Below are 20543 nucleotides of genomic sequence, written 5' to 3'. Positions count from 1 at the left end.
TCATGAGAGCGGGCGAATAGTCATGAATATATTGATTGGGCAACCGAAGATAGAGCGAAATCTCGAGCAACTGAAGCGAGAGATTGAGTCGAACCCGACGGTGGACTTGATTCTCTATCCAGAGGGATATTGTACATATAGAGAATTAGATGGGCTAAGTGACTTAGCGATCAAATTCAACACATCGATTGTTTTAGGGTATCGAGATGACACGAATAAAGATCGGGTCCTCATCATAAACAAGCAAGGTGACACGTTGTTAACGCGACGGAAAACACCAGAGAATGAGCTCTTGTTCATGCCATCAAGTGTCACGGATGGAGCGGAAGAATACGGTTATTTACTTTGCAGGGAGATTTTTATGGGGTGTGAGGGCTTGAAAACGCATGAGCATCTGTCGATCATATTCAATCCAATCGGAGTCGGGATGTTTAGTGAGGAGCAATTCATGGAGTGGTCGGAAGAAGCGAGAAAAATTGCGATGGAACGAAAAGCGATGATCATCGGAACGAGTCATGCAGATGGGTCGTATCGAAATTGTGGAATCTCCATTCCGATCGCATATTGCTTCGATGAAAAGGGGGAAGAGGTGTTTCTATCGAAAAATGATACGAGAACGCGAGTGCTAGAGACTGTTTCAAGAGTTACAATATTCGTCTAATAAACTGTGACATCCTTAAATTAAAATGAAATGCGTGTAGAATGTATATTTATTTCACATACCACAATTTGAATTTGAACTAGAAAGCGAGTACTTATGAGATATCTTTTCAAACGAAAGCACAACAGTGATTACAACTGCTCAACATGTGGCACGAGAACCGAAAGTAAAGTCGGTTTTGGATCAATCATGCCAGCAATATTAGAAGGGCTGTCGAAACGGGAGATGAAGAAACGCGTCGTCTTGACAGATGATTATGCGTCCTCGATGAAGCTCATTTCTTTATCAGCGGATGCCTCGAAATTCCAATCATTGGAGAAGACGATCCTTTCATCTGGAATGTCTGGGTATCACTCAGTCCGAATAACTTTTCAAAGTCATCGATTTATGGGATGAACCAACGCGTATTGACCTCGATTCGATGTTCGGCTGGCTATCGACGGAACTTCCTATCTATCCAGATACCATCAATCTAAAGACAAATGTACATATGCGTGCAGTCGGAATACGTCCATTGATTGAACTCTTACCAACGAATCATCCTCTTGCAATGGAGCAACGTAATGGTATCACCAGGTTGCGGGTCGATGATATATTCCGACTCGTTGAACGTAATGGATAAAGGAGGAGATCAGGGTGAGTCAATTGAAGTCATCTTTGATTTTCGATTTGTACACAGGAAATCAAGTGCTCACTTCGATTCAGCAGAAGATGTTGGAGCGAATCGAGTTACTTGTTCACGACAAACGATTCAAAGAACTTGGACACTTCATGCGCGACACTCCGGACATCGAGCAGCTGTTAATTGACTATGTGCTACTTGATCCGACCGATTCATATCGCTGGGATCTGCTTATTGGTTATGAACGGTTGGATCGGATTGAAGATTATGATCGAGTGAACGCGTTTAGCCGAACAGCTTTTTCATACCATCCAGATAAACCCTTCTATTTTGCCTTGGCGTTATATGATATAGGATGGAATGATTTCGAGATGGACGAGGAAGTCATTGAGGTGGCGAATCGATTGATCGAAGCAGCAACACCTGAAATTTCTGCATTGATTTGTCTAAGCATGTCAAAAGTGCTACGACATAAAGAGCGCGAGTATCTTCAAATGGCAATCGAGCGATGTCCGTGGGCAGTGCAGCCAACCTTTTCTTTAGGTGAGCATTACAGCCGGTTTAATCAGAGATTGGCTAAAACCTATATGGAAAAAGGTGTGGCTCAATTGGTTCTGACTTTTGATGATTCAGGTGAAAAGTCAAAGCCAGTGATTGGTTTCAATCCACACACTTGGCAGAGGGATGTTTGTAACGAGCTGTTAGGGATGGATATGAGTTGGACAGAATATAAAAAGTACAAGCGAATAATCAAATGAAAGAATCAAGAATAGTGATAAGGAATGAGAGGGAAGATATCATGAGAATCACAGAAGCCACACTCTACACGAACCGACTTGACGAAATGAAACGTTTCTATACGGAACGACTTGGATTGTCAGTCAGTGAAGAAGACCTGACCAGTTTTCGAATCAATCTAGGTGAAGATGCGTTGGTATTTCAAGAGGCTAAAACGGAGCAAGAGCGACAATACCATTTCGCTATCAATATTCCGGCTAATCGATTCAAAGAAGCGAAAGAATGGCTGATGTCACGTGTCCCGCTTTTGACTGAAGACGGGGAGGACGAAATCTATTTTGAAGGAATCGATGCATCATCGCTTTATTTTTACGATACGGACGAGAATGTCGTCGAGTTGATTGCTCGACATTCGATTAATCCAGAAAGTAACATCGAGTCCTTTTCGTCAAATGAGTTTCTTGGAATCGGCGAGATGAGTTTGACGGTAGAAGACCCGTCTCTCGTCGCGAAGGCGCTTGAGACAATTGGAGTTAGACGGCGAGATGGGAACTCAATTGACCCCCGTCATTTAAATTTCATGGGTCCTCCAAATCACAATACATACATGCTGCTTGTACCTCAAGGGCGCGTTTGGCTCTTTTCACCAAAATTGTCGATTCCGAGCCCGATTCAGATGGTACTTGATCAACAATACATCGTCGAAATGGATGAGAAACTCGAATTTCATATTCACTCCATCAAAAAATGAGTTCACGAATGAACTCATTTTTTAGTCTTTAGATTCTATATACCGATGAATTTCTTCTAATCGAATGGATGCGTTCTCTAAGTTCACTTCAAACGATTTGTCTGAGCATTCAACTGTGAGCGAATCTCCGCTCTGACGTGAATACTCTAGGAGTAGTGGTCTGATTCGTTCATGTACAATTTGTGCATTTTCGATTGACGTTTGAGGGAAAATCATAGCGAATGTGTCTTGCGCAACTCGATATTTCTTGTCTGTTCGTCGAGTCGCTTCGTGAAGTTCATCACTAAAGTAGTTCAAGAACCATTCATACTCGGATGAACCATACCGTTTTTCAAAATCATCAAGAATCGGTAATGTGATGAATGACACCACAAACGTTTCCCCGTGGCGAATCAACCGATTCCGTTCAGCCTCTATATCCATCAAAAAACGATCTCGGTTATCAAAACCGGTCTCCGGGTCGACCGCAATCAACTGACTGACTCTCGCTTCCGCAACCTTTAGTGCAAACTGGGCATGAAACAGCTTGACTTGGAGCCAGTAAGACAACCCCGTCAAAATCGCTAATAGTAATAAAATGTATAGTTGCGCAGTAGCGGCAGTCTCATACACAGGCATCGTGATTAAAAAGTAAGCAGCGAATCCTAACAGAATGAGTACACCAGACCCGCGATAAATGAGCAACGTTGAAAGATAAAGAATCGGAATACAGATCATCCACCAAACAGGTAGATGATTCATGATCAGCAGAGAGGAAAATAGAATACTACATGCCAACGATACAACAATGAGTGCAATCAGTTGTAGTGAACTCGTTGTCCAATGTCTCATAGGTATCCTCCTCTTAAAAGAAATAAATTGAAATCGTTACACTATTATCCATTTTCCAAAATAGTGATTGTTCAAACCGATTTGAACACTTGATTCATTATAAGTGATTCACTCGATTATGAAAGGTATATTTTTGAAAAGACGTGAATATTTCCGAACACATCTATAGGAAAAGAAGAATGAATGATTGGTGTATAATGGAAAATGAGGTGGTGGTATGAATCTAAAACATATTTTGATTGTCGGAGGGACAGGGATGTTGGCCGAACCTACATCTTATTTAGCAATTGAACAGGATGTCACAATCATTGGACGAGATAAAAAAAAAATGGCAAGCATCGTACAACGAAATCCTGAAACATGTCATCCACTGATTGTTGATTATCGCGAGGAAGAAGCACTTTCAAGCGCACTGCAGCATGCAGTTCAACAAAACAGTCCGTTTGATCGAGTTATCGCCTGGGTGCATCGCGGCTCAGGGAAAGCGATGCAAATCAGTTTGGAACATTCGGAGACTGCAGAGGTGATACATATTTTAGGTAGCCGGGCGAATTCGGAATATGAGAAGAGGTGTCTATGTTTCAATGAACAACAAACGTATCGACAAGTTCAATTAGGTGAAATTCATGAGATGGCATCTGTCCGTTGGTTGACACACGACGAGATTGTAGAAGAGGTTCTCGATGCCATTCAGAATCAAGACGACTATCGATTGATTGGGACACGAAAGGATGACGTAGATGTTCACTCGAGAAATGATTAGTGAATGGATGGGGATGTACCACGAATTTCATTTTCAGATTAGGATGAAGGGATTCATCAGTTCAAAAGATATTCATACATACACGTCATATGTAGTTAGGAGGGTCAAAAATTGACCAGACACTATTCAACGGGAGAGGTCGCGAGAAAACTGAACGTGTCTGTGCGTACGCTTCGATACTATGACCAAATCAATTTGGTCACCCCCTCGTATACGAACGATGTGCAGAAACGATTTTATAGTGATGACGAAATGTTTCGACTTCAAAAAATCATGCTTTTAAAATCGATGACCGTCCCGCTCGATGAGATTCGGAGAATCTTAGATGAAGAATCCCTTACAAGCATCTTGTCCGCTCATCTGTCCTCGTTAGAAGAAAAGATAGAGGAATTGAAGCAGGCGCAGAACTATACGGTCACGCTCCTTCAATCCATGAAGCTTGAAAATGAAAAAATCGATTGGACGAAACTACAAACTATTCAAGCTAAATCAAATGACCGGAAACAATGGACGGACTATTTTACGGAAGAAGAGTCTGATTCATTGCAATCAAGTTTACCTAAATTAGAAGACGGTGAGCATGATACGAAAAAGTGGATCAACTTGATTCGGAGAACCGAAATTCTAATCGAACGTGGGGTCGCCCCTTCCTCAAAAGAAGCCCAAATTCTTAAAGAAGATTTGACTTGGTTAACAGACGAGACATTTGGAGACAATCAACAATTGATTGAATCATTTTGGAAGATTCGAAAATCAACTGACGCATCGAATGAATTAGGACTGTATCCAATCGATGCATCGATTCTTGCCTATATTGATTCACTATATCAAGAAATAGCAGACTGATTCCCTCATGCCAATGCAGTCAATAGAACGGCTAGCCCATTAAAGGTGCCATGGATGAGCATGCTGGAATAGATAGAGTTAGTCCGTTCATATACCCAAGCGAACACTAGTCCCGATACAAAATTGACGAGTAACGTGTTTGTCGTCGGTAAATGAGCGAGAGTGAATATTCCAGCACTTACGATCATCCCGATCCCAACCCCAAACCGTTCTTGAAAGAAGCGGTACAAGAACCCACGATAAAAGATTTCTTCATAGATCGGTGAAACGATAGCCGCCGATCCAAACGCAATCAGTATGGAGATAATCGACAAGTCACTTTGTAAACTCTCTGTTTTTGTATTCGACGTACCGATACCGAAATATGATTGGACTATGACGATGATAATACTGAGTACAATTAGCACAATTGTCCATAGAAAGATGATGCCCGAATCTTTCAATGGAAAACGGCGAAGTCCTAACGTTTCCAGCGATAGGGTTTGAGGACGTATTGCGACGAGATAGAGGACAGTCATAAACATTATGGCTAATAACAGGCCGATACTTGTTCCTGAATAGAGGGTGTTTCCCCATGACTGTTCTAGAAAGTTGTGTAATTGTCGCTCGATAAGTAGGGGCGTCACTCCGAATAGAAGAACCATCGTAATTGCGAACTGATTCCATGTCCAAATGGGAGTTGTTTTCTTTTGCATTTGATTCAACATCGTATTTCCTCCTTATGTAGTTGTAGACCCATCATATCGGGTGACGTAACGTCACCTGCAAGCAGAAAATTGAAAAAGGAGTAATAAGACTATGGAACAATGGATTGGATCAGCTGCTTTATGCATCAACGAAGAGCAGGAAGTCCTACTCGTAAAGAATCGTGACATACAACAATGGAGTTTGCCATCAGGTGGTCTAGAAGACGGAGAAACTCCGGAACAGTGTTGTCGGCGCGAAGTGTTAGAAGAGACGGGCTATCGCACTTCTGTTGATCAACGACTACATATCAAACGAGCCATCATATCAAACTTTCAGGTCGAGACACATTATTTCTTGGCAACGTGTAAGGAGCGGTTGGCGACCGCAACTATCGACTCGGACATCGATAAAGTCAATTGGTGGTCGATTCATGAATTGGAGCGATTGGAACTTGCATTTCCAGAGGATCTTGAGCTGATTAAACGGTGGAGTGTATGAATAGAGTGATTGAAGTCAATGGATATCACATGGAATATCGATTATTCGGTTCCGGGGAACGCCTCATCGTGGTGATGACAGGAATGGGAGGTTCATTCGAAGAGTGGGTTTCTCTTTCTGAACAATTAAGCGAGTCGTATCAAGTATTGCTTTATCATCGCTCAGGTTATGGTGAGAGCGAGATAAATATGCGCTCGAGTCGAACGTCATCTCATCTTCTTGAATGTACAGAATTGTTGGATGCCCTTCAGCTAAAACAACCAATCATATTAGTCGGTCATTCTTACGGAGGTCTGTGCGCGCAACACATGGCCAAACTTATTTTGGATAGAGTAATAGGAGTCCTACTCGTTGATTCCACTTCCCATAACCTTTCAATATTAGATGAGTTAGAAACGCCTATAATGGATGGTCAGTATTCAGATGAAGATTGGCGGACGATGTGTCGTTCTTATTCAAATCTATCGAAAGAAGAATTAGAGCGACTCCATCAGCCAGAACTTTCACTCGAACAACAAGGCTTATCATCAGATGTACTCGCACGTCTCAAGCGTTTTTATCAATCTCCTCAGTTGTATAAAACGATGTTGGAAGAAGAATCGTTTTGGCATGACGATGCCTCAATCATCAAACAAATGGGTACCTTTTCATCAATCCCGTTAATTGTCATCGGTCGAGATTCTGAAGCGATGATTGAAGAAGGGATAAATGGAGGGTTACCTGAGGCTGAAATTCGCTTGCTAGAAGAGACGTGGCATGATCTGATCCATCAACAGTTGAGATTATCAAATCAATCGGAACTCATCATCGCAGAAAAGGCAGGACACCAAATTCATTTACAACGACCAGACACAATCATCGAAGCGATTCATCGAATCGAACAAGCCGGTCGCATAAAAACGACCGGCTCATGACTTAAGACACTTCTTCGATTTGATTGTGATTGAAATACTCCCGTTTCGAACGGTCGCGCATGACATGTATGGTGTAACAACCAACAAGAAAGAAGATAATCGAGAATGCGAGATAGACCGGGCGAATCCCAATCATTTCGGCAAGGAGTCCAATCCCAAATGTGAGTAGGATGACGAGTAGCGACTCTGCCACATTGATAGCGCCAGAGAACCTACCCATGATTTCGACCGGGACATGGTGTTGATAGAATGATAAGAATCCTGTATTTGCAAAGGCAAGCGCGAATGTCAGGACAAAAAATCCGATGGAAGCCATTGTGAACGAGGATGAACTTGCGAATAGGAGATAGCCGACTGGTGTCATGATCGCCCCGAATCCGATACAAAACGATAAGGACAAGCGGTGACTCCATCTTGAATTGATGAGTGATCCAAAGATGATCCCAATCCCAGCGATACTGACGAGAAACCCATATCGGCTCTCAGACAAGTGAAGAACTTGGGTCGCGAATGACGCCTCCAAGGAATCGAGCCCAGACATGAAGATGGTCATGACACAGAACAATCCATAGATGAGCGTCACGTATTTGGCATTTGATGCAAATCGTACGACCATTTTCCAATCCTCGATAATTATTCTTACAGAGAATGGTTCAATCGACGCTTCTGTTCGATGATGAGACGGAAGTCGCGACAACATACTGACCGAGACGATGAGTGCGAACGCATTCACGAAAATCGCAAATGTTGGGCTCCCGACTAGAAAGAGCAGTCCTGCAATCGTCGGACCTAGAATAAACCCGGATGACTGTACAAAGTTCTTCATCGCATTGAACTTTTGTCGGTTCGAGGCAGGTACGAGTTGCGTCATGTAGACCAGACTCGATGATTCGAATAACGAGCTCATCACATTGAGAAGAAAGACGATCCCGTAGATGAGCCACAGTGAATCAATCCAGCCTAAGCTGAATACGAGAAACGCACGCAGACCATCCAGTAACATCATCAGTCGTCTCGTATCGACCCGGTCAATCAGGCTACCGGACCAAAGATTCGAGACGAGCGAGGCGAGCGGGACTAATACATAGAGAATCGAGACGGCGAAAGGGGATCCAGTCATCTCTAAGATAATCAAGTTGAGCGCAATGAAGTATATCCAGGCACCAAGGTTTGAGATTCCGACACTAACGAGCAGTAGCGTAGAGGTTTTTCGAAACGAGTTCAAGTCAATCACTCCTTCTATTTTTTAATCACTTTCGGAACGCAAAAAAATCCCACCCCCAAGAACGAAGTCTTGGGGACGAGATTCTCATCGTGGTGCCACCCCTGTTCGTCCGTACGTCACCGCACGAACCTTATTCGGTACTGCCGAATGAATCGGACTATACCTCAACTCTATAACGGGAGTTCCCGTCGCCACATCCCTCGGGGTGAGTTCCATAGCGCTGCTCAGAGGTTTGTTTCGATCAACGTTCTTTACTCCTTTTCACCAGACGGAGCTCTCTACGAAAGATTCATTGATGTACTGTTCTCTTCATCGCGTTTGTCAGATCATTTTTAAAAGGATAGCACATTGTGAAAAAATTGGAAACAACAATTCATCCATAACTATAATATAGAATGCTAACGAAGAATTGAGGTGCAGTGTTGATCGACTATAAAGAGATAAAAGAGACGAACCAAGTACTTGCGACTTTTCATACAATTGATTCCAATCAGTTAGATGGCTTCATATCGAAACATTTGATATTGATCGGGAGATATGATGAATACGTCACAAAGAGTTACATTGACGTACAGCGACACAGCGATTGTGAAGAAGCAAATCAAAGACAACATCATGTTCAAACCGTGATAAAACCTGCACTCAATGAGCTGAAAAGACATGTTTCACGAATTATATTACAGTCTATTAAGGATGAGGATCACGTGACGCGCCTAATGCGAAATCGGATGAATCTTTATCATGAAGAGAATGTTGATTTATTGATCGAAGAGGATCAACTTATACAGAAGTATTTGCAAATAATCGGTCAATTGACTGACCCGACAGATCATTCTAAGTCGATTGCGGAACTTCATGGAGACCTATACGATGCTGACGAATCCATCCGTAAACAGGCTTTTACGCTCATTTATAGAGCGTATGTCTCAACAGAAGGTGACATCACTGAATGCTTGAGAATTCTTATTCAAAATCGGGAACATCAGGCACAACGATTAAACGCTAAGAGTTATCGTGAACTAGCCTTTATGAAGCTAGGCCGTCTAGATTATGATGCCGAGGATTGTATACGATTTGCGAATCAAGTGAGTAAACATTTTGAGCCACTTCGCCGCTCGTTCCAGCAACTACAGACAAAGGAATTGAAGAAATCGAAACTTTCGCCATGGGATTCATTCATTTCTCCCTTTTCGAATCATCACGATTTATCCGTTTCGTTGCATGACTTAATCGGTGGGACGGAACGAATCTTGAATGAACTCGATCCTTACTTTGGAAAACTCTTTTTTGACATGTGTGCGAAGGGCCATCTCGATCTAACGCCTCGACCGAATAAAGCGGAAGGTGGATTTTGTGAATCTTTACCCGACTCAAAATCATCTTTCATTTTTATGAACCGATTCGGCGGATTTGATGACTACGTTGTGTTATTGCATGAAATGGGTCACGCCATCCACCATGATCTCTCACAACAACACCTATTTTTCGAAGCGCAGACCATTTCGTTTGAAGTCGGCGAATTCGCAGCCATGTCACTAGAGCTATTTTCGATGGACCATTGGACAAACATCTTTTCCGATGAACGAGCTTTCATTCAAGCTAAACTAGAACAGTTTCGATTAATCATCGAATTTTTACCAAGTGTTTTCATCGTGGACCAATTTCAACATAATCTATATGATTCAGAAAAGAACGTGGACACATTTGATGAAATATTCAAACGCTTAGTCGATCAATATGAGACTGATTTGATTGATTGGAGCGATGTGAGTGATTTGAAAGGAAAAGAGTGGCTGCGCGTGATTCATCTTTTTGAAACACCTTTCTATTACATAGAATATGCGCTTGCTCAGATTGCTGCACTTCGCATGTATATGCAGTATAGGCAACATCCAGTCGACACTCTGAACCAATATAAGAATGCATTAGCTTTAGGTGGTACTGCTTCGATTCCTGATACTTATCGAGTAGCAGGCGTATCCTTGTTTCCATCTGAGGAAGAATTAGTCGAGTTGACTGATTTCTTAAATGCTGAAATTCAACATTTGGTGATGCAATTGGGTAGAATTGAATAATCTAAGTACCTATTAAATATAGATTAACGCAACAAGCATTTCACGGAATGGGTAGGATGCACCCCAGCTCGATTCCGTGAGAATAAAGGGCATCAGCTCAAACGTGATTAGAGAGCTTCAATCGATCTTGAATTTGGTAGGGGAGGGCGTTGAACGGTCCCTCCAAGCGTTGTACCGCATTCACATGATAAAACGTGCTCGTCTCCTTCATATTCATCATCTGATCACCCAAATCGTATAAAAAGACCGATTTGTTCATTCCGAGTGCAATCCCGAGTTCAACATGTGCGCCTTTACCTCCAGGCAATAGGATGACGACAAAGTCCGCTGATTGAATTCCAGAAACCTCCTCTTCGCCAATCGAGCGTAATGCATCAATCGATGTGGCGCGTTCGTTTTGAGTCCAATCATATGTATGGGTGTGACCGAGCGCAATCAGCTCATTACGCATGAACCGTACTTCTTCGATGTTTGAAAAGCTTGAACCGACATAAAATCGCATACAAAGACCTCCAATTCGTCACAAATGGATCATCTGGTAAAGCGCTACGACATAAAATAGGATAATCAACAGACAACAGAGTACAAGGAAAAAAATCACGCTAATCAGGACGAATTTCATCAAAGAAAGTGGAACGTATGATTGAATCAAGCGCGTGATTGATAAAGACGAGAGTACGAGTAAAATGATTGTGCCAACGAACCAAATGTAGTCATACGCGATGTTTGGGATCAGCCAAAAGTAGACGATTGTTATGACGATTAGACAGAAAGCCATCATCAAATCTTTATGCTTTCGTGTCATCTGATTCCTCACGATGAAGTTCCAACTTCAACCGCACCTGTTCGGCATCTTCCGCATCAAACGTGCTGTACCATCTCACATGATCGAGATCGATGATGCGGTAATGTCCGCTGATGATGTTCTGTTGAAGAATGAAGTGGGACCCCTCTTTGATCGCATGCCAAAAGACACGTCCGCCGAGTGTTTTTTCTTTCGGCTCGTATGTGTTCTCGGTTGCAATCAGTTTGACGAATTCAACGGGGTCGTCGCCAATCAAGTGTACGAGTATCTCACTTTCATTGAACAGCGCGCATAGCGTCACAATCGTCGACCAGCTTGCTTCATTTCTCTCCTTCTCGATTTGGATGAGTGTTTTTTTTGAAATCCCAAGTAAGTTCGCCATCTCTTCCTGTGAATACTGGGATTCGATGCGAATCAATTTCATTTTTCGAGAGACTTGTCCAATAAATTCGGATTTTTTCATAATCGGTTCTTCCTTCCTGTTTGTTCGACTCAGAGCGTCGCCGAGCTTATGAAAATCAGTAACCATGAGATTCCGAGAAACACGGTGAATAAAAAGAGACAGACGACAACATAACAGCAAATGTATTGCCAATAGGACAACCGTTTTGATTGATAATAATGGTATGTAAAACTGAATGTCGCAATCCCGATCACTAAGAAAGCGACCATATCCCAGATGATTCCGACTTTCAAAAATGATGGGGTAAGAAATGAAGCGACGAGTGCAAGCGCGACGGTCACGATCCCAGTAGAGATGGCAGCGGATGGTGTTGAAGTGTTTTCCAACAGATCACCTCCTAGTATATTACAAGTGTAATTTTACACTTAAAGTAGTCGATGTCAATTCCCGAATAAAAAAATCCTCCGGAAGAAGGATTTTTTCACGTGTCATCTTTATTCGTTAAATAGGTAGTGAGCGGATAAACACCAATACTCTGTAAGACAAGAGAGAGGAGGATGACGGCAAAGGCGAGAGAAATCATTTCGCTCGACCCGTCAATGTTCTCTGCCTCTAGCCAGAGGACGAGCGCAATCGACATTGTTCCTTTAATCCCGGACCAAGTAAGGAGAGAAGTCGCTGTCAAATCGTCTTTAAATTCCTTTCGCCAGACAGGGACGGAATAGACGAGACCGCCGACAACGATGAACCGGGTCAGGATGGAAAGGAAGAATAAAAGGGCTGCGAACGTCCAGAGCGATATAGACAGGTAGCTGGTCGCTTCGATTCCAATCAACAAGAACAAGAGAGCGAGTAGCATGGGAATCACAATGTCCCAAAATCCATCCAAGTGACGTTGGACCGATTCATAATTTTCTTTCATGCCAAGCTCATGGGAGAGCATCATGCCTGCTGTCACGGTCGCAAGGACACCCGATACTTCTAGTGCGTCGGCAAGATAGAAAGCCCCGTACGCGACAACGATCGTCAACATGACGAGTTCATGCTTTTTAAAACTGACAATCATCAATTTTTTAAGTACAAATCCAAAGACGAAGCCGATCCCGATTCCTCCAGCAGACACTATCAAAAATTCACTTAAAAAGCTAAGCGTGGAGAACCGCTCTCCCGTTGCGAACATACTAAGAAAAATCGTGAAGATGACGACACTCGTCCCGTCGTTCACCATCGATTCACCTTCGACGACGTCCGCAATCCGCTTCTCTCCTTTACTCCGCTTTAAGATCGCGGTTACGGAAACAGGGTCGGTCGGAATCAAGATGGACGCCAATAAGAAAGAGGCGGTCAAACTGAGTGGTGTAAACAACTCACTGATCCAAAACGTGCCATATCCCATCAAGATGGCAGTCAAGACAAGACCGACCGTACTCAATATCGTGATGATCCCGATATTGTCTTTCAAATCTTTGTATTTGAACTGATAAGCCGATGTAAACAGAAGTGCCGGTAGGAACACCTCGAAGATCATATCTTTTGAAATGAATACCGAATCAAAAAAAGCGATATATGAGAGCGCTATTCCGATCAATACCAAGATGACCGGAACAGGGAAATAATTTCGTTTGGAATCAATCAAATAAATGAAATAGCCAATCAGTAGTAATGTGATGATTTGCTGCGCAATCATGACGATGCCCTCCTCTACAATCAACATGCTATACATTATCTTCCCATTCGAGGTCTAATCAAACGAAAAATGTGGAATATAGGTGGTAGTACATGTCATTTATTCAGGGAGGAATCAATATGGGAAACCCGATTGGAGAGTTATCTTGGACGTTTTATTCCGAATGTGAGGTGCCGAGTGATATCACGGAGTCATTCATCGATGGGGAGCGGGCGGTCGCGGCTTATAAGACTGTCCGTGACGTCGCCGTCTTCACGAACAAACGTCTGATTGTCCGTGACGCACAAGGACTGACGGGTAAAAAAATTGAGGTCTACTCGCTTCCGTACGACTCGATCAATATGTACTCGACGGAGAATGCGGGGAGGATGTTCGACTTTAATTCCGAAGTCCAGCTGTTCACTCGCGCCGGTACAATTAAAATCAATTTGAACAAGAAAGTGGACGTGCGTAAGTTCGACCGTCTGCTCGCAGAAGCAATTTTGTAAAATAGTGGACCGAAAATCTTTCGGTCCTTTTATTTGGATTTTTCTGACAATTCATTGTATGTCGTGATACGATAGTACATAATGTGTGACGGAGGTTACGATGCGATATACAATCCGACTATTGATGGTCATGTTAGGTAGTTTGATGTTGGTGACTGGATTCATCTATTTGGCTCGACTGTTTTGGGATTGGTTTCACGACCCGACAAAAGGTGGGATCGTGCTTCTCTTTTCTGGAGAGGACGGAACCAGCAGAGGTGAATATGGAGGGAAGTTTCGTCTGAAAGATGATGAGGATTTTCAATTCTTGAAGAATGACTTTTTAGACTATACGTTCGAAACAGGAGGGACAGTAACCGAGTCCGGAAATTCATACTGGTTATGGTTCCTTATTGGGGGTTTGATTGTTCTCCTGATTTTGACGCTCAGCATGCTACGGAAAAGAAAGCGTGTCATCTCGACTATTGATTTCTCGAGTGACGCCGTAAAACGAAGAGAGCGTAAGGCTAAAGCAAATGGATTTGTGGAATCCAAAGAGGTTCAATGGACCGATAGCGCGATTCGGAATGCGCTCATCCAGTTCAATCTGGACTTGCCGATTGCCTCAAGACATCAACCGAATGAGACGGTGTTGGATTGGTTCAAGCGAATCGGTGTGGACGAGTTGGACCTCTACCCATATTGGAAATCAAGATATATGGATGTAGTGGTGAGTGATGAAGAATCTAGACGATTTCGAGCAGCGTTGGAGTTTAAGCGATTCGAAGACGGTGAGGGGTGATAGTGTATGAACGATGAAATAGAGGAGGTTGATTCCGATGCGCGCAAGTCAATGGGTTCCGCTCGTTTGGTCAAGACCAATCATCAATTCTACATCCATTGGAATGGGTTGATTATGGACTTCAAACGTCATGAATATGTGGCGGGTATTCGAATCATTGACGAGAATCACTTGTTCATCTGGGCGTTTACGTTAGAAGGAGAACCAATCAATGCGTGGGTGCTAGATGCAGACGGACATATCAAACATTCCTTTCAAGCAGGTAACGCGATTGCAGCGGTTGTGATAAATGCAACAGGAATCTGAATCGGGTACGGGGACGAGGGCATCTTTGGAGAAGGGCTCTCGTCCAAAGCACTCGTCTGCTTATCAACAGAGGGAGCCGTACGTTTTCGCTATAATCAAGAGATCAGAAAGGCCCCGGTCCTTCATAATTGTGACGTGATGTGTGCATCAGAGAAGGGGGTGTGGGTCATCTCTTCAATAGACGGTCGTCTCGTCCATGTCCAAATGAACGGACGGATTGACTCCTATCCGATGCCACGTCATCTCCTTGGTTGTTCGTCGTTGATGATAGAAGACGGTGTTGCCTATGTGGATAAAGAGGAAAAGGTTTATCGTTGGCGGTTTAAAGAGAGAGAGCGTGCCGAAGTCCTTCAGAATCCAACCAATTGATATGAGAATAATTAGGCTTACCATATTTCAAATACCGCAATTAATATTTAATAATATATAGACAGGGATGAACTAAATGATTGTACCAATCAATACTAGTATGCAAGAAGACATTCGCAATTTTTTTGTTAAACATTGGGGTTCAACTCAAATGGTCGTTTCTTCGGGAACATACGATTGTGCAGAGCTCGAAGGATTTGTCTACATGAAAACAAATCAAATTCACGGTCTTGTTACGTATGTTATTCGGGATGAAGAAGTAGAAATCATATCTCTTGATAGTCTGATCGAGAATAGTGGGATCGGCTCTCACTTACTCCATGCTGTTGAAGAAATTGGTATGCAGCACGGAGTTAAGCAATTAATCGTCATCACAACCAATGATAATTTGAGAGCGCTTGGCTTTTATCAACGTCGTGGCTATCGTCTAGAACGAATCATTCATGATGCGGTGACGCGGGCAAGAAAACTGAAAGCGACAATCCCACATGTCGGATATGATAAGATTCCTTTATTGGATGAAATTTTACTCATCAAAAAACTGAAAGAACAGAAATGAGGAATTCACATGATCCGTTTTGGCATTATTGGTACAAACTTCATCACAGACTGGTTTATTGACACAATCAATCAGTTGGATGACGTAGAAGTGACAGCTCTCTATTCGCGCACAGAATCACGTGCTAACGAATATGCAGCGAGTCACTCCATCTTACATACGTTTACGTCACTTGAAGAGATGGCGCAGAGTGATGTCATCGATGCCGTCTATATTGCGAGCCCGAATTCACTTCACGCCGAACAGAGCATCTTGTTCATGCAGCATGGGAAGCACGTCCTCTGTGAAAAACCACTCGCCTCGAACGTCCAGGAAGTCACTCGTATGATCGAAGTGGCGAAGGAGAACCAGGTCGTCTTACTTGAAGCGCTTCGAAACTTGTTCATGCCGAATTTTGAACGGATTCAACAGGCGATGGAGCGAATTGCTCCGGTGCGTCGGGCCGTCTTCAATAAATCACAGTATTCTTCACGATACGACCTCTATAAACAAGGGGAGAATCCGAACACATTCAACCCTGATTTTTCGAACGGCTCGTTGATGGACCTCGGTGTCTATCTCCTCGGGCCTGCTTTGAAACTGTTCGGTCAGCCGAATGAGATCCAGGCGAGCGGGGTGAAGCTGGAATCGGGAGTGGACGGGAGCGGAACGGTCATTCTCTCTTATGACGATTTGGATGTGATCATCATGCATTCAAAGATCCATGCGACATCGACTCCTTCTGAGATCATCGGGGAAAAAGGACGCATCGTCATCGACGATATTGCGACGTGTGATGAAGTCCGTCTAGAGTTGCGAGATGGCACGTCAGAAATCGTATCAGAATCACAGAATGCTCCGATGTCATATGAGATCGAAGCGTTCGTCCGTGCGATCGAAGCTAGTGCTTCGGAAACAGTTGTACATACAGTAAATGACATGATTCGTCTTGCTGATGTGATGACGAACGTTCGAACACAGCTTGGCGTGGCCTATCCAGCAGACAAATAAATACAAACTTAAAACGGTCCTCGATGTCATGTGCGCATCGAGGACCGTTCCCGTTATTCTTTGTTCAAATAGAGATATCTCAGAAACAGCCCCAGAACAATCGTCATAACGACAGCGGGAATGAGTCCGATGAGCAGTAATGTGTTCATACCGTTTCCTTTCTGAGCGATTCGAGACGTTCATGCATCTCATCAAAGGAATGGTTGTCCGTCAACATGCTGAGCTCTGCATCGGTAAGTTCTTTCAATTGAGTCGACCACTCTCGTTCAATCTCGACTTCAGCTTTACTGATTTCCGTGTTGGCCCGTTCGATTTGCTTCGTATGAATCGTTTCAAGACGCGACCGAATCATATCGCGAAGAAGTGAGGTCAACTCATCCTTCAGTTGCGTCCGTCCGTCTCCCTCGAAAAATTGACTCGCATTCTTATAGCGCTTCAACACCGACTGATAAGGTGATGTCTCGAGATGAATCGGTTCGACAGCCTCTCGTAGCCATGCCACGTCGAGTTCTCGGTCGAATTCAAGCGTCGGAAGGAGAGACGCTTGACGTTCTGTCAACCGTTCGACCAAGGCGACGAACTCGCGTTTAACGTATCGCTCCAACCGATACTGGAACACTTGGAGCTCTTGTTGGATGTCATAGGCATACTTATCGAGTGTCCGTCCGAGGGCACGCTCCAAGCTCTTCCTTGACCCATCGACCTCGACCGGATGGAACGTCTCCTTGACGAAGTCCGAGAGACGGAGGAGTGATCGCGTCTCGAGGTGTGCGAGGAGTTCTTTCGCTTCCCGGTCAAACAAATCGATGAGTGCTGACACATCGAGTGCCGGTGGGTTCTCGAGTAAAGCGATCAACTGTTGGCGACGATGTTCTTTCGCCGACGCGTCTTCTTTCGCTTCATTCAAAACACGATTAAATGCAGCGAGTAGCGCTGTCGTTTCTTCCTGTATACGCATCGCGTTGGCGAGACGAAGGTCTTTGTCGACATAGCGTTCAAGTGTCGAGACGAATCGATCGAATCCTTCGTCATCCCCATGCATGGCGTTTCGGCTTGAGATGGGGAGAACGCTTGGTCTGCGGACACCGAGCGCGGTCAACTGTTGTGAGACATAGCTTGTGACCGCATCCCGCTCCTCGTCATCTGTCGCAAGATCAGAGGCGTTCACGAGGAAGAACATCTCGTGATCTCCCGTCCCTTGGACCCGTCCGAGCTGAATGACGAGCTCCCGGTCCGCTTCCGTGAACGCATGATTATAGTACGTGACGAACAAGACGGCGTCCGCGTCACGCATGTAGCCGAACTGTACCTCGCTATGTCGGTTGAACTGTGAATCGGCACCTGGCGTATCGACGAAGACGATACCACGTCGTGCCCAAGGGGAGTCGAGATATAGTTCGATTTCTTTCACGATACAGCTTTTCTCTTCTTGTGCGACGAACGCGCAGAACGTGTCATAGTCGACGATTTCCGTTTGTCCGAGATAATCGAGCGGTGCCGCTTTTACCGCATTGACGAACGGGTGGTCGACATCGAGCGAGGTGAGGGAAGTCCCGTAACCTTGTAGCTCATCTTCAAGTTCATCCCGTGATTTGAAGGTGATCATCGCCGTTCGATTCGTCCGACCATCTGGCGGTACGATTTTTGTGATCGAAGCCGTCAATGGGTTCGGTGAGGTCGGTAGAACCGTCTCCCCGAGAAGGGCATTGAGGGTCGATGATTTTCCGGCCGAAAACGCACCGAAGATGGCGAACGTATATTGCTCATGCTTCGCGCGCTCGATTTTCTTACGTAATGTCGAGACACGGGAGCGGAACAATGGATGATTCTCTAATATTTCACATACCGCATTTTCATAAGAAAAATTAAAATCAAACAAGTCCTCATCATCATCTAAAATCGACGTCGATGCAACCTCTGATTCAACAACATTCGACTGTTTTTCAGGAAGGTACGTCGCGTCGACATAGTTTCGAACGGCCAACTGATCTAACTGATTTGAATCAAGTTGCAACACTTCATATTGACCGATAGCATTCAGACGGTTCGAAAGACGAATCCGTAACGCTTCCGTATCGAGCGCTTCATACAACGCTTCCTCTTCAGTCGTAAATTGTTCCAAGCGCATGTCGACTTCCGCTTTCATGTACGTATCCGTCGAATGGACCCAAGGTTCAGATACTTTCGTCACCCATGACGCAAGGGCCGTCTCGATGTCACGACTGAACTGTAACACCGTGTCACCACTTAGGGATGCGCCGGATTTCACTTGTTCGGTGATGAGTGAGCTCGGTGCAATCGGGAGGACATCGCCTTTCGGTAGCAAGGTCTCTGGAAGTTTCAAATCTCGGATGATGTCTTCCGCGTACTTCACGAGGTGCGGTCGTAAGTTCATATCAATCAGACGGTTGAACTCTTTGGCGGCCACTTCCTCACGACGAGCTCGTTCCTGCTTCGTCTTCTCTTTCGAGAACAATAGTCCGACCTTGAAAGAAGGAGAACAACTCTCGAGATAAGAGTGTAATAACTCACGGAACTCATAAGTCATGATCGGTGCACTTTCGACGATTGGTGCCTGATGTTTGAAAAATTCGCGACGGAATGATGTCCACCATGCCCGTTTCTTCTCAAGGCGATGTAGACGTGACTGCATTTCCTTCGGACTCTTTTCATAAGTTGGCAATTGATTCAACGTCGATTGAATCGATGTTTCGTTGCGGCGGACTAGCGTATGAATCAATGCATCCGCATGCTTGACTTGCTGCTGTCTCGAGTCCGTGATGACTTGTCGCACATACGACCGCAAGCGCTCGACTTCGTTATGTGGATGCTTCAAATCACGAAGTGAGATATAGAACGTGTCATTTGGAACGATGTCATGATGACGGAATGCTTTCGTCAATGACGCCTTGAAGCCCACAAAGGAAAGCTCATCCTCATCATGCTTGTCGATTTGGTTAATGATGATGGAATAGGGACGACCTTCCCGGCTAAATTGTTTCATTAGTCCGATGTTTTGTTCCGATTGGACATGGTTGTAGTCCATCATGAAGAACAAGTGATCGGCCAAGAAGAGCGAGCGCTCCGTCGCTTGGCGATGTCGTTCATCCGTTGAGTCAATCCCTGGCGTATCCATCAACACGACGTGTTCATCAAACGGGAATCGGTCAATCGTATACTCGACTTCCTTAATTTCCTCGACTTTGCAATAGTCACTGATGTTTGATAGGGAAGAAGCGTCTAATGAAATCCAATCCGTATCATTGATCGCGACGGCTGCCGCTGATTCTCCACCCCGCAACGTGACAATATTGGCACTTGTCGGAATCGGACTTGTCGGAAGGAATCCGTCCTCTAGCCAGTCGTTGAGCAATGTCGACTTCCCGGCTGAGAAGTGACCACAGACGGCAATCCAGACTTCTTCATTCGTTACTTTTTGTAGGGCTGTCCGAGCGAGTCGTGCAGCGTCCGTCATCTCCTCTTGTTCAAACGTTAAAGCGAGTCGTGCTAATTGTTCTCGTTGTTCGTGCATGTTTCCCATCCC

24 protein-coding genes and 1 other annotated feature are annotated in these 20543 nt (G+C 44.3%); of the genes, 15 read left to right on the top strand and 9 right to left on the bottom strand.

The genetic code is table 11. The annotated features are described in order from the left end of the window. Positions 1-22: 22 nt before the first annotated feature. From IRJ25_RS06750 to IRJ25_RS06730, 5 genes are all read left to right on the top strand, one after another. Positions 23-661 carry a hypothetical protein gene (locus IRJ25_RS06750; RefSeq protein WP_269317980.1) on the top strand — a complete coding sequence of 213 codons (639 nt, stop codon included), beginning with the start codon at positions 23-25 and terminating at the stop codon, positions 659-661. Positions 662-945: 284 nt separating this feature from the next. Further along, entirely contained in the window at positions 946-1137 is a 192-nt protein-coding gene (locus IRJ25_RS06745; RefSeq protein WP_331283391.1) for a DUF2199 domain-containing protein, read from the top strand. Then, on the top strand, positions 1083-1283 hold the full coding sequence (locus IRJ25_RS06740) for a DUF2199 domain-containing protein (RefSeq protein WP_269317979.1): 201 nt from the start codon (positions 1083-1085) through the stop codon (positions 1281-1283). The genes IRJ25_RS06745 and IRJ25_RS06740 overlap by 55 nt, the downstream gene beginning before the upstream one ends. Before the next feature lie 14 nt (positions 1284-1297). After that, on the top strand, positions 1298-2041 hold the full coding sequence (locus IRJ25_RS06735) for a hypothetical protein (RefSeq protein WP_214781053.1): 744 nt from the start codon (positions 1298-1300) through the stop codon (positions 2039-2041). A 41-nt stretch (positions 2042-2082) separates the two neighbouring features. Next, positions 2083-2772, top strand: a complete 690-nt coding sequence (locus tag IRJ25_RS06730; RefSeq protein WP_269317978.1) for a glyoxalase — start codon at positions 2083-2085, stop codon at positions 2770-2772. A gap of 21 nt (positions 2773-2793) precedes the next feature. On the opposite strand, the gene IRJ25_RS06725 is transcribed toward IRJ25_RS06730, so the two are convergent. Beyond that, positions 2794-3603: a diguanylate cyclase domain-containing protein gene (locus tag IRJ25_RS06725; RefSeq protein WP_214816955.1), complete on the bottom strand. Its 810-nt coding sequence runs from the start codon at positions 3601-3603 to the stop codon at positions 2794-2796. 217 nt (positions 3604-3820) lie between these two features. On the opposite strand from IRJ25_RS06725, the gene IRJ25_RS06720 reads away from it, so the two are divergent. Together IRJ25_RS06720 and IRJ25_RS06715 are read left to right on the top strand one after the other, a co-directional pair. Then, positions 3821-4366: a short-chain dehydrogenase gene (locus IRJ25_RS06720; protein ID WP_269317977.1), complete on the top strand. Its 546-nt coding sequence runs from the start codon at positions 3821-3823 to the stop codon at positions 4364-4366. A 111-nt stretch (positions 4367-4477) separates the two neighbouring features. Then, positions 4478-5212, top strand: coding sequence for a MerR family transcriptional regulator (locus IRJ25_RS06715; RefSeq protein WP_264092509.1), 735 nt, complete (start codon positions 4478-4480; stop codon positions 5210-5212). Between the two features lie 5 nt (positions 5213-5217). Here IRJ25_RS06715 and IRJ25_RS06710 read toward each other — a convergent pair whose 3' ends face one another. After that, positions 5218-5919, bottom strand: a complete 702-nt coding sequence (locus IRJ25_RS06710) for a CPBP family intramembrane glutamic endopeptidase (RefSeq protein ID WP_264092510.1) — start codon at positions 5917-5919, stop codon at positions 5218-5220. Positions 5920-6010: 91 nt separating this feature from the next. Between IRJ25_RS06710 and IRJ25_RS06705 the strand changes: the two genes are divergently transcribed. Next, positions 6011-6397, top strand: coding sequence for an NUDIX hydrolase (locus IRJ25_RS06705; protein WP_214813196.1), 387 nt, complete (start codon positions 6011-6013; stop codon positions 6395-6397). Beyond that, complete coding sequence (locus tag IRJ25_RS06700) at positions 6394-7311, top strand: alpha/beta fold hydrolase (protein ID WP_264092511.1); 918 nt, start codon at positions 6394-6396, stop codon at positions 7309-7311. Before IRJ25_RS06705 ends, IRJ25_RS06700 begins: the two co-directional genes overlap by 4 nt. 1 nt (position 7312) lies before the next feature. Here the strand turns inward: IRJ25_RS06700 and IRJ25_RS06695 are convergent, their stop codons facing one another. Next, complete coding sequence (locus IRJ25_RS06695) at positions 7313-8545, bottom strand: MFS transporter (RefSeq protein ID WP_331283388.1); 1233 nt, start codon at positions 8543-8545, stop codon at positions 7313-7315. A gap of 59 nt (positions 8546-8604) precedes the next feature. After that, positions 8605-8858 (bottom strand) — a binding site (T-box leader). Between the two features lie 100 nt (positions 8859-8958). Between IRJ25_RS06695 and IRJ25_RS06690 the strand changes: the two genes are divergently transcribed. After that, positions 8959-10611 (top strand): M3 family metallopeptidase, encoded by a 1653-nt coding sequence (locus IRJ25_RS06690; protein WP_269317975.1) that lies wholly within the window; start codon positions 8959-8961, stop codon positions 10609-10611. 97 nt (positions 10612-10708) lie between these two features. Here IRJ25_RS06690 and IRJ25_RS06685 read toward each other — a convergent pair whose 3' ends face one another. From IRJ25_RS06685 to IRJ25_RS06665, 5 genes are all read right to left on the bottom strand, one after another. After that, complete coding sequence (locus IRJ25_RS06685; RefSeq protein ID WP_269317974.1) at positions 10709-11113, bottom strand: nucleoside 2-deoxyribosyltransferase; 405 nt, start codon at positions 11111-11113, stop codon at positions 10709-10711. A gap of 18 nt (positions 11114-11131) precedes the next feature. Next, entirely contained in the window at positions 11132-11416 is a 285-nt protein-coding gene (locus tag IRJ25_RS06680; protein WP_269317973.1) for a hypothetical protein, read from the bottom strand. Then, the gene (locus IRJ25_RS06675; RefSeq protein ID WP_159562284.1) at positions 11400-11879 is read right to left on the bottom strand and encodes a helix-turn-helix transcriptional regulator; all 480 of its coding nucleotides are present in this window, start codon (positions 11877-11879) and stop codon (positions 11400-11402) included. The genes IRJ25_RS06680 and IRJ25_RS06675 overlap by 17 nt, the downstream gene beginning before the upstream one ends. Positions 11880-11908: 29 nt before the next feature. Then, the gene (locus IRJ25_RS06670) at positions 11909-12205 is read right to left on the bottom strand and encodes a hypothetical protein (protein WP_269317972.1); all 297 of its coding nucleotides are present in this window, start codon (positions 12203-12205) and stop codon (positions 11909-11911) included. Positions 12206-12300: 95 nt separating this feature from the next. Then, positions 12301-13506: a cation:proton antiporter gene (locus IRJ25_RS06665; RefSeq protein ID WP_269317971.1), complete on the bottom strand. Its 1206-nt coding sequence runs from the start codon at positions 13504-13506 to the stop codon at positions 12301-12303. Positions 13507-13625: 119 nt separating this feature from the next. Here IRJ25_RS06665 and IRJ25_RS06660 point away from each other — a divergent pair, with 119 nt between their 5' ends. The 5 genes from IRJ25_RS06660 to IRJ25_RS06640 all read left to right on the top strand — a co-directional run bounded on the left by IRJ25_RS06660 (position 13626) and on the right by IRJ25_RS06640 (position 16999). Next, positions 13626-13994, top strand: coding sequence for a PH domain-containing protein (locus tag IRJ25_RS06660; RefSeq protein ID WP_196431838.1), 369 nt, complete (start codon positions 13626-13628; stop codon positions 13992-13994). Between the two features lie 100 nt (positions 13995-14094). Beyond that, complete coding sequence (locus IRJ25_RS06655; protein ID WP_269317970.1) at positions 14095-14775, top strand: hypothetical protein; 681 nt, start codon at positions 14095-14097, stop codon at positions 14773-14775. 6 nt (positions 14776-14781) lie between these two features. Further along, complete coding sequence (locus IRJ25_RS06650) at positions 14782-15081, top strand: hypothetical protein (RefSeq protein ID WP_269317969.1); 300 nt, start codon at positions 14782-14784, stop codon at positions 15079-15081. A gap of 445 nt (positions 15082-15526) precedes the next feature. Next, positions 15527-16009, top strand: a complete 483-nt coding sequence (locus IRJ25_RS06645; protein WP_147537427.1) for a GNAT family N-acetyltransferase — start codon at positions 15527-15529, stop codon at positions 16007-16009. A gap of 9 nt (positions 16010-16018) precedes the next feature. Continuing rightward, a complete protein-coding gene (locus IRJ25_RS06640) occupies positions 16019-16999 on the top strand; it encodes a Gfo/Idh/MocA family protein (RefSeq protein ID WP_269317968.1) in 981 nt (326 codons plus the stop codon). A gap of 145 nt (positions 17000-17144) precedes the next feature. On the opposite strand, the gene IRJ25_RS06635 is transcribed toward IRJ25_RS06640, so the two are convergent. Next, positions 17145-20531, bottom strand: a complete 3387-nt coding sequence (locus IRJ25_RS06635; RefSeq protein WP_269317967.1) for a dynamin family protein — start codon at positions 20529-20531, stop codon at positions 17145-17147. Positions 20532-20543: the final 12 nt, after the last annotated feature.

The organism is Exiguobacterium sp. KJ 601, from assembly GCF_027161185.1.
In the GTDB taxonomy this organism is placed as follows: domain Bacteria; phylum Bacillota; class Bacilli; order Exiguobacteriales; family Exiguobacteriaceae; genus Exiguobacterium; species Exiguobacterium profundum.
This window is presented reverse-complemented; position numbering and strand designations above follow the sequence as displayed.

Coding starts and splice junctions, on each gene's coding strand:
- IRJ25_RS06750 (WP_269317980.1), top strand. CDS start 23: ATGAATATATTGATTGGGCAACCGAAGATAGAGCGAAATCTCGAGCAA.
- IRJ25_RS06740 (WP_269317979.1), top strand. CDS start 1,083: ATGTTCGGCTGGCTATCGACGGAACTTCCTATCTATCCAGATACCATC.
- IRJ25_RS06730 (WP_269317978.1), top strand. CDS start 2,083: ATGAGAATCACAGAAGCCACACTCTACACGAACCGACTTGACGAAATG.
- IRJ25_RS06725 (WP_214816955.1), bottom strand. CDS start 3,603: ATGAGACATTGGACAACGAGTTCACTACAACTGATTGCACTCATTGTT.
- IRJ25_RS06720 (WP_269317977.1), top strand. CDS start 3,821: ATGAATCTAAAACATATTTTGATTGTCGGAGGGACAGGGATGTTGGCC.
- IRJ25_RS06710 (WP_264092510.1), bottom strand. CDS start 5,919: ATGTTGAATCAAATGCAAAAGAAAACAACTCCCATTTGGACATGGAAT.
- IRJ25_RS06705 (WP_214813196.1), top strand. CDS start 6,011: ATGGAACAATGGATTGGATCAGCTGCTTTATGCATCAACGAAGAGCAG.
- IRJ25_RS06700 (WP_264092511.1), top strand. CDS start 6,394: ATGAATAGAGTGATTGAAGTCAATGGATATCACATGGAATATCGATTA.
- IRJ25_RS06685 (WP_269317974.1), bottom strand. CDS start 11,113: ATGCGATTTTATGTCGGTTCAAGCTTTTCAAACATCGAAGAAGTACGG.
- IRJ25_RS06680 (WP_269317973.1), bottom strand. CDS start 11,416: ATGACACGAAAGCATAAAGATTTGATGATGGCTTTCTGTCTAATCGTC.
- IRJ25_RS06675 (WP_159562284.1), bottom strand. CDS start 11,879: ATGAAAAAATCCGAATTTATTGGACAAGTCTCTCGAAAAATGAAATTG.
- IRJ25_RS06665 (WP_269317971.1), bottom strand. CDS start 13,506: ATGATTGCGCAGCAAATCATCACATTACTACTGATTGGCTATTTCATT.
- IRJ25_RS06660 (WP_196431838.1), top strand. CDS start 13,626: ATGGGAAACCCGATTGGAGAGTTATCTTGGACGTTTTATTCCGAATGT.
- IRJ25_RS06655 (WP_269317970.1), top strand. CDS start 14,095: ATGCGATATACAATCCGACTATTGATGGTCATGTTAGGTAGTTTGATG.
- IRJ25_RS06650 (WP_269317969.1), top strand. CDS start 14,782: ATGAACGATGAAATAGAGGAGGTTGATTCCGATGCGCGCAAGTCAATG.
- IRJ25_RS06645 (WP_147537427.1), top strand. CDS start 15,527: ATGATTGTACCAATCAATACTAGTATGCAAGAAGACATTCGCAATTTT.
- IRJ25_RS06640 (WP_269317968.1), top strand. CDS start 16,019: ATGATCCGTTTTGGCATTATTGGTACAAACTTCATCACAGACTGGTTT.
- IRJ25_RS06635 (WP_269317967.1), bottom strand. CDS start 20,531: ATGCACGAACAACGAGAACAATTAGCACGACTCGCTTTAACGTTTGAA.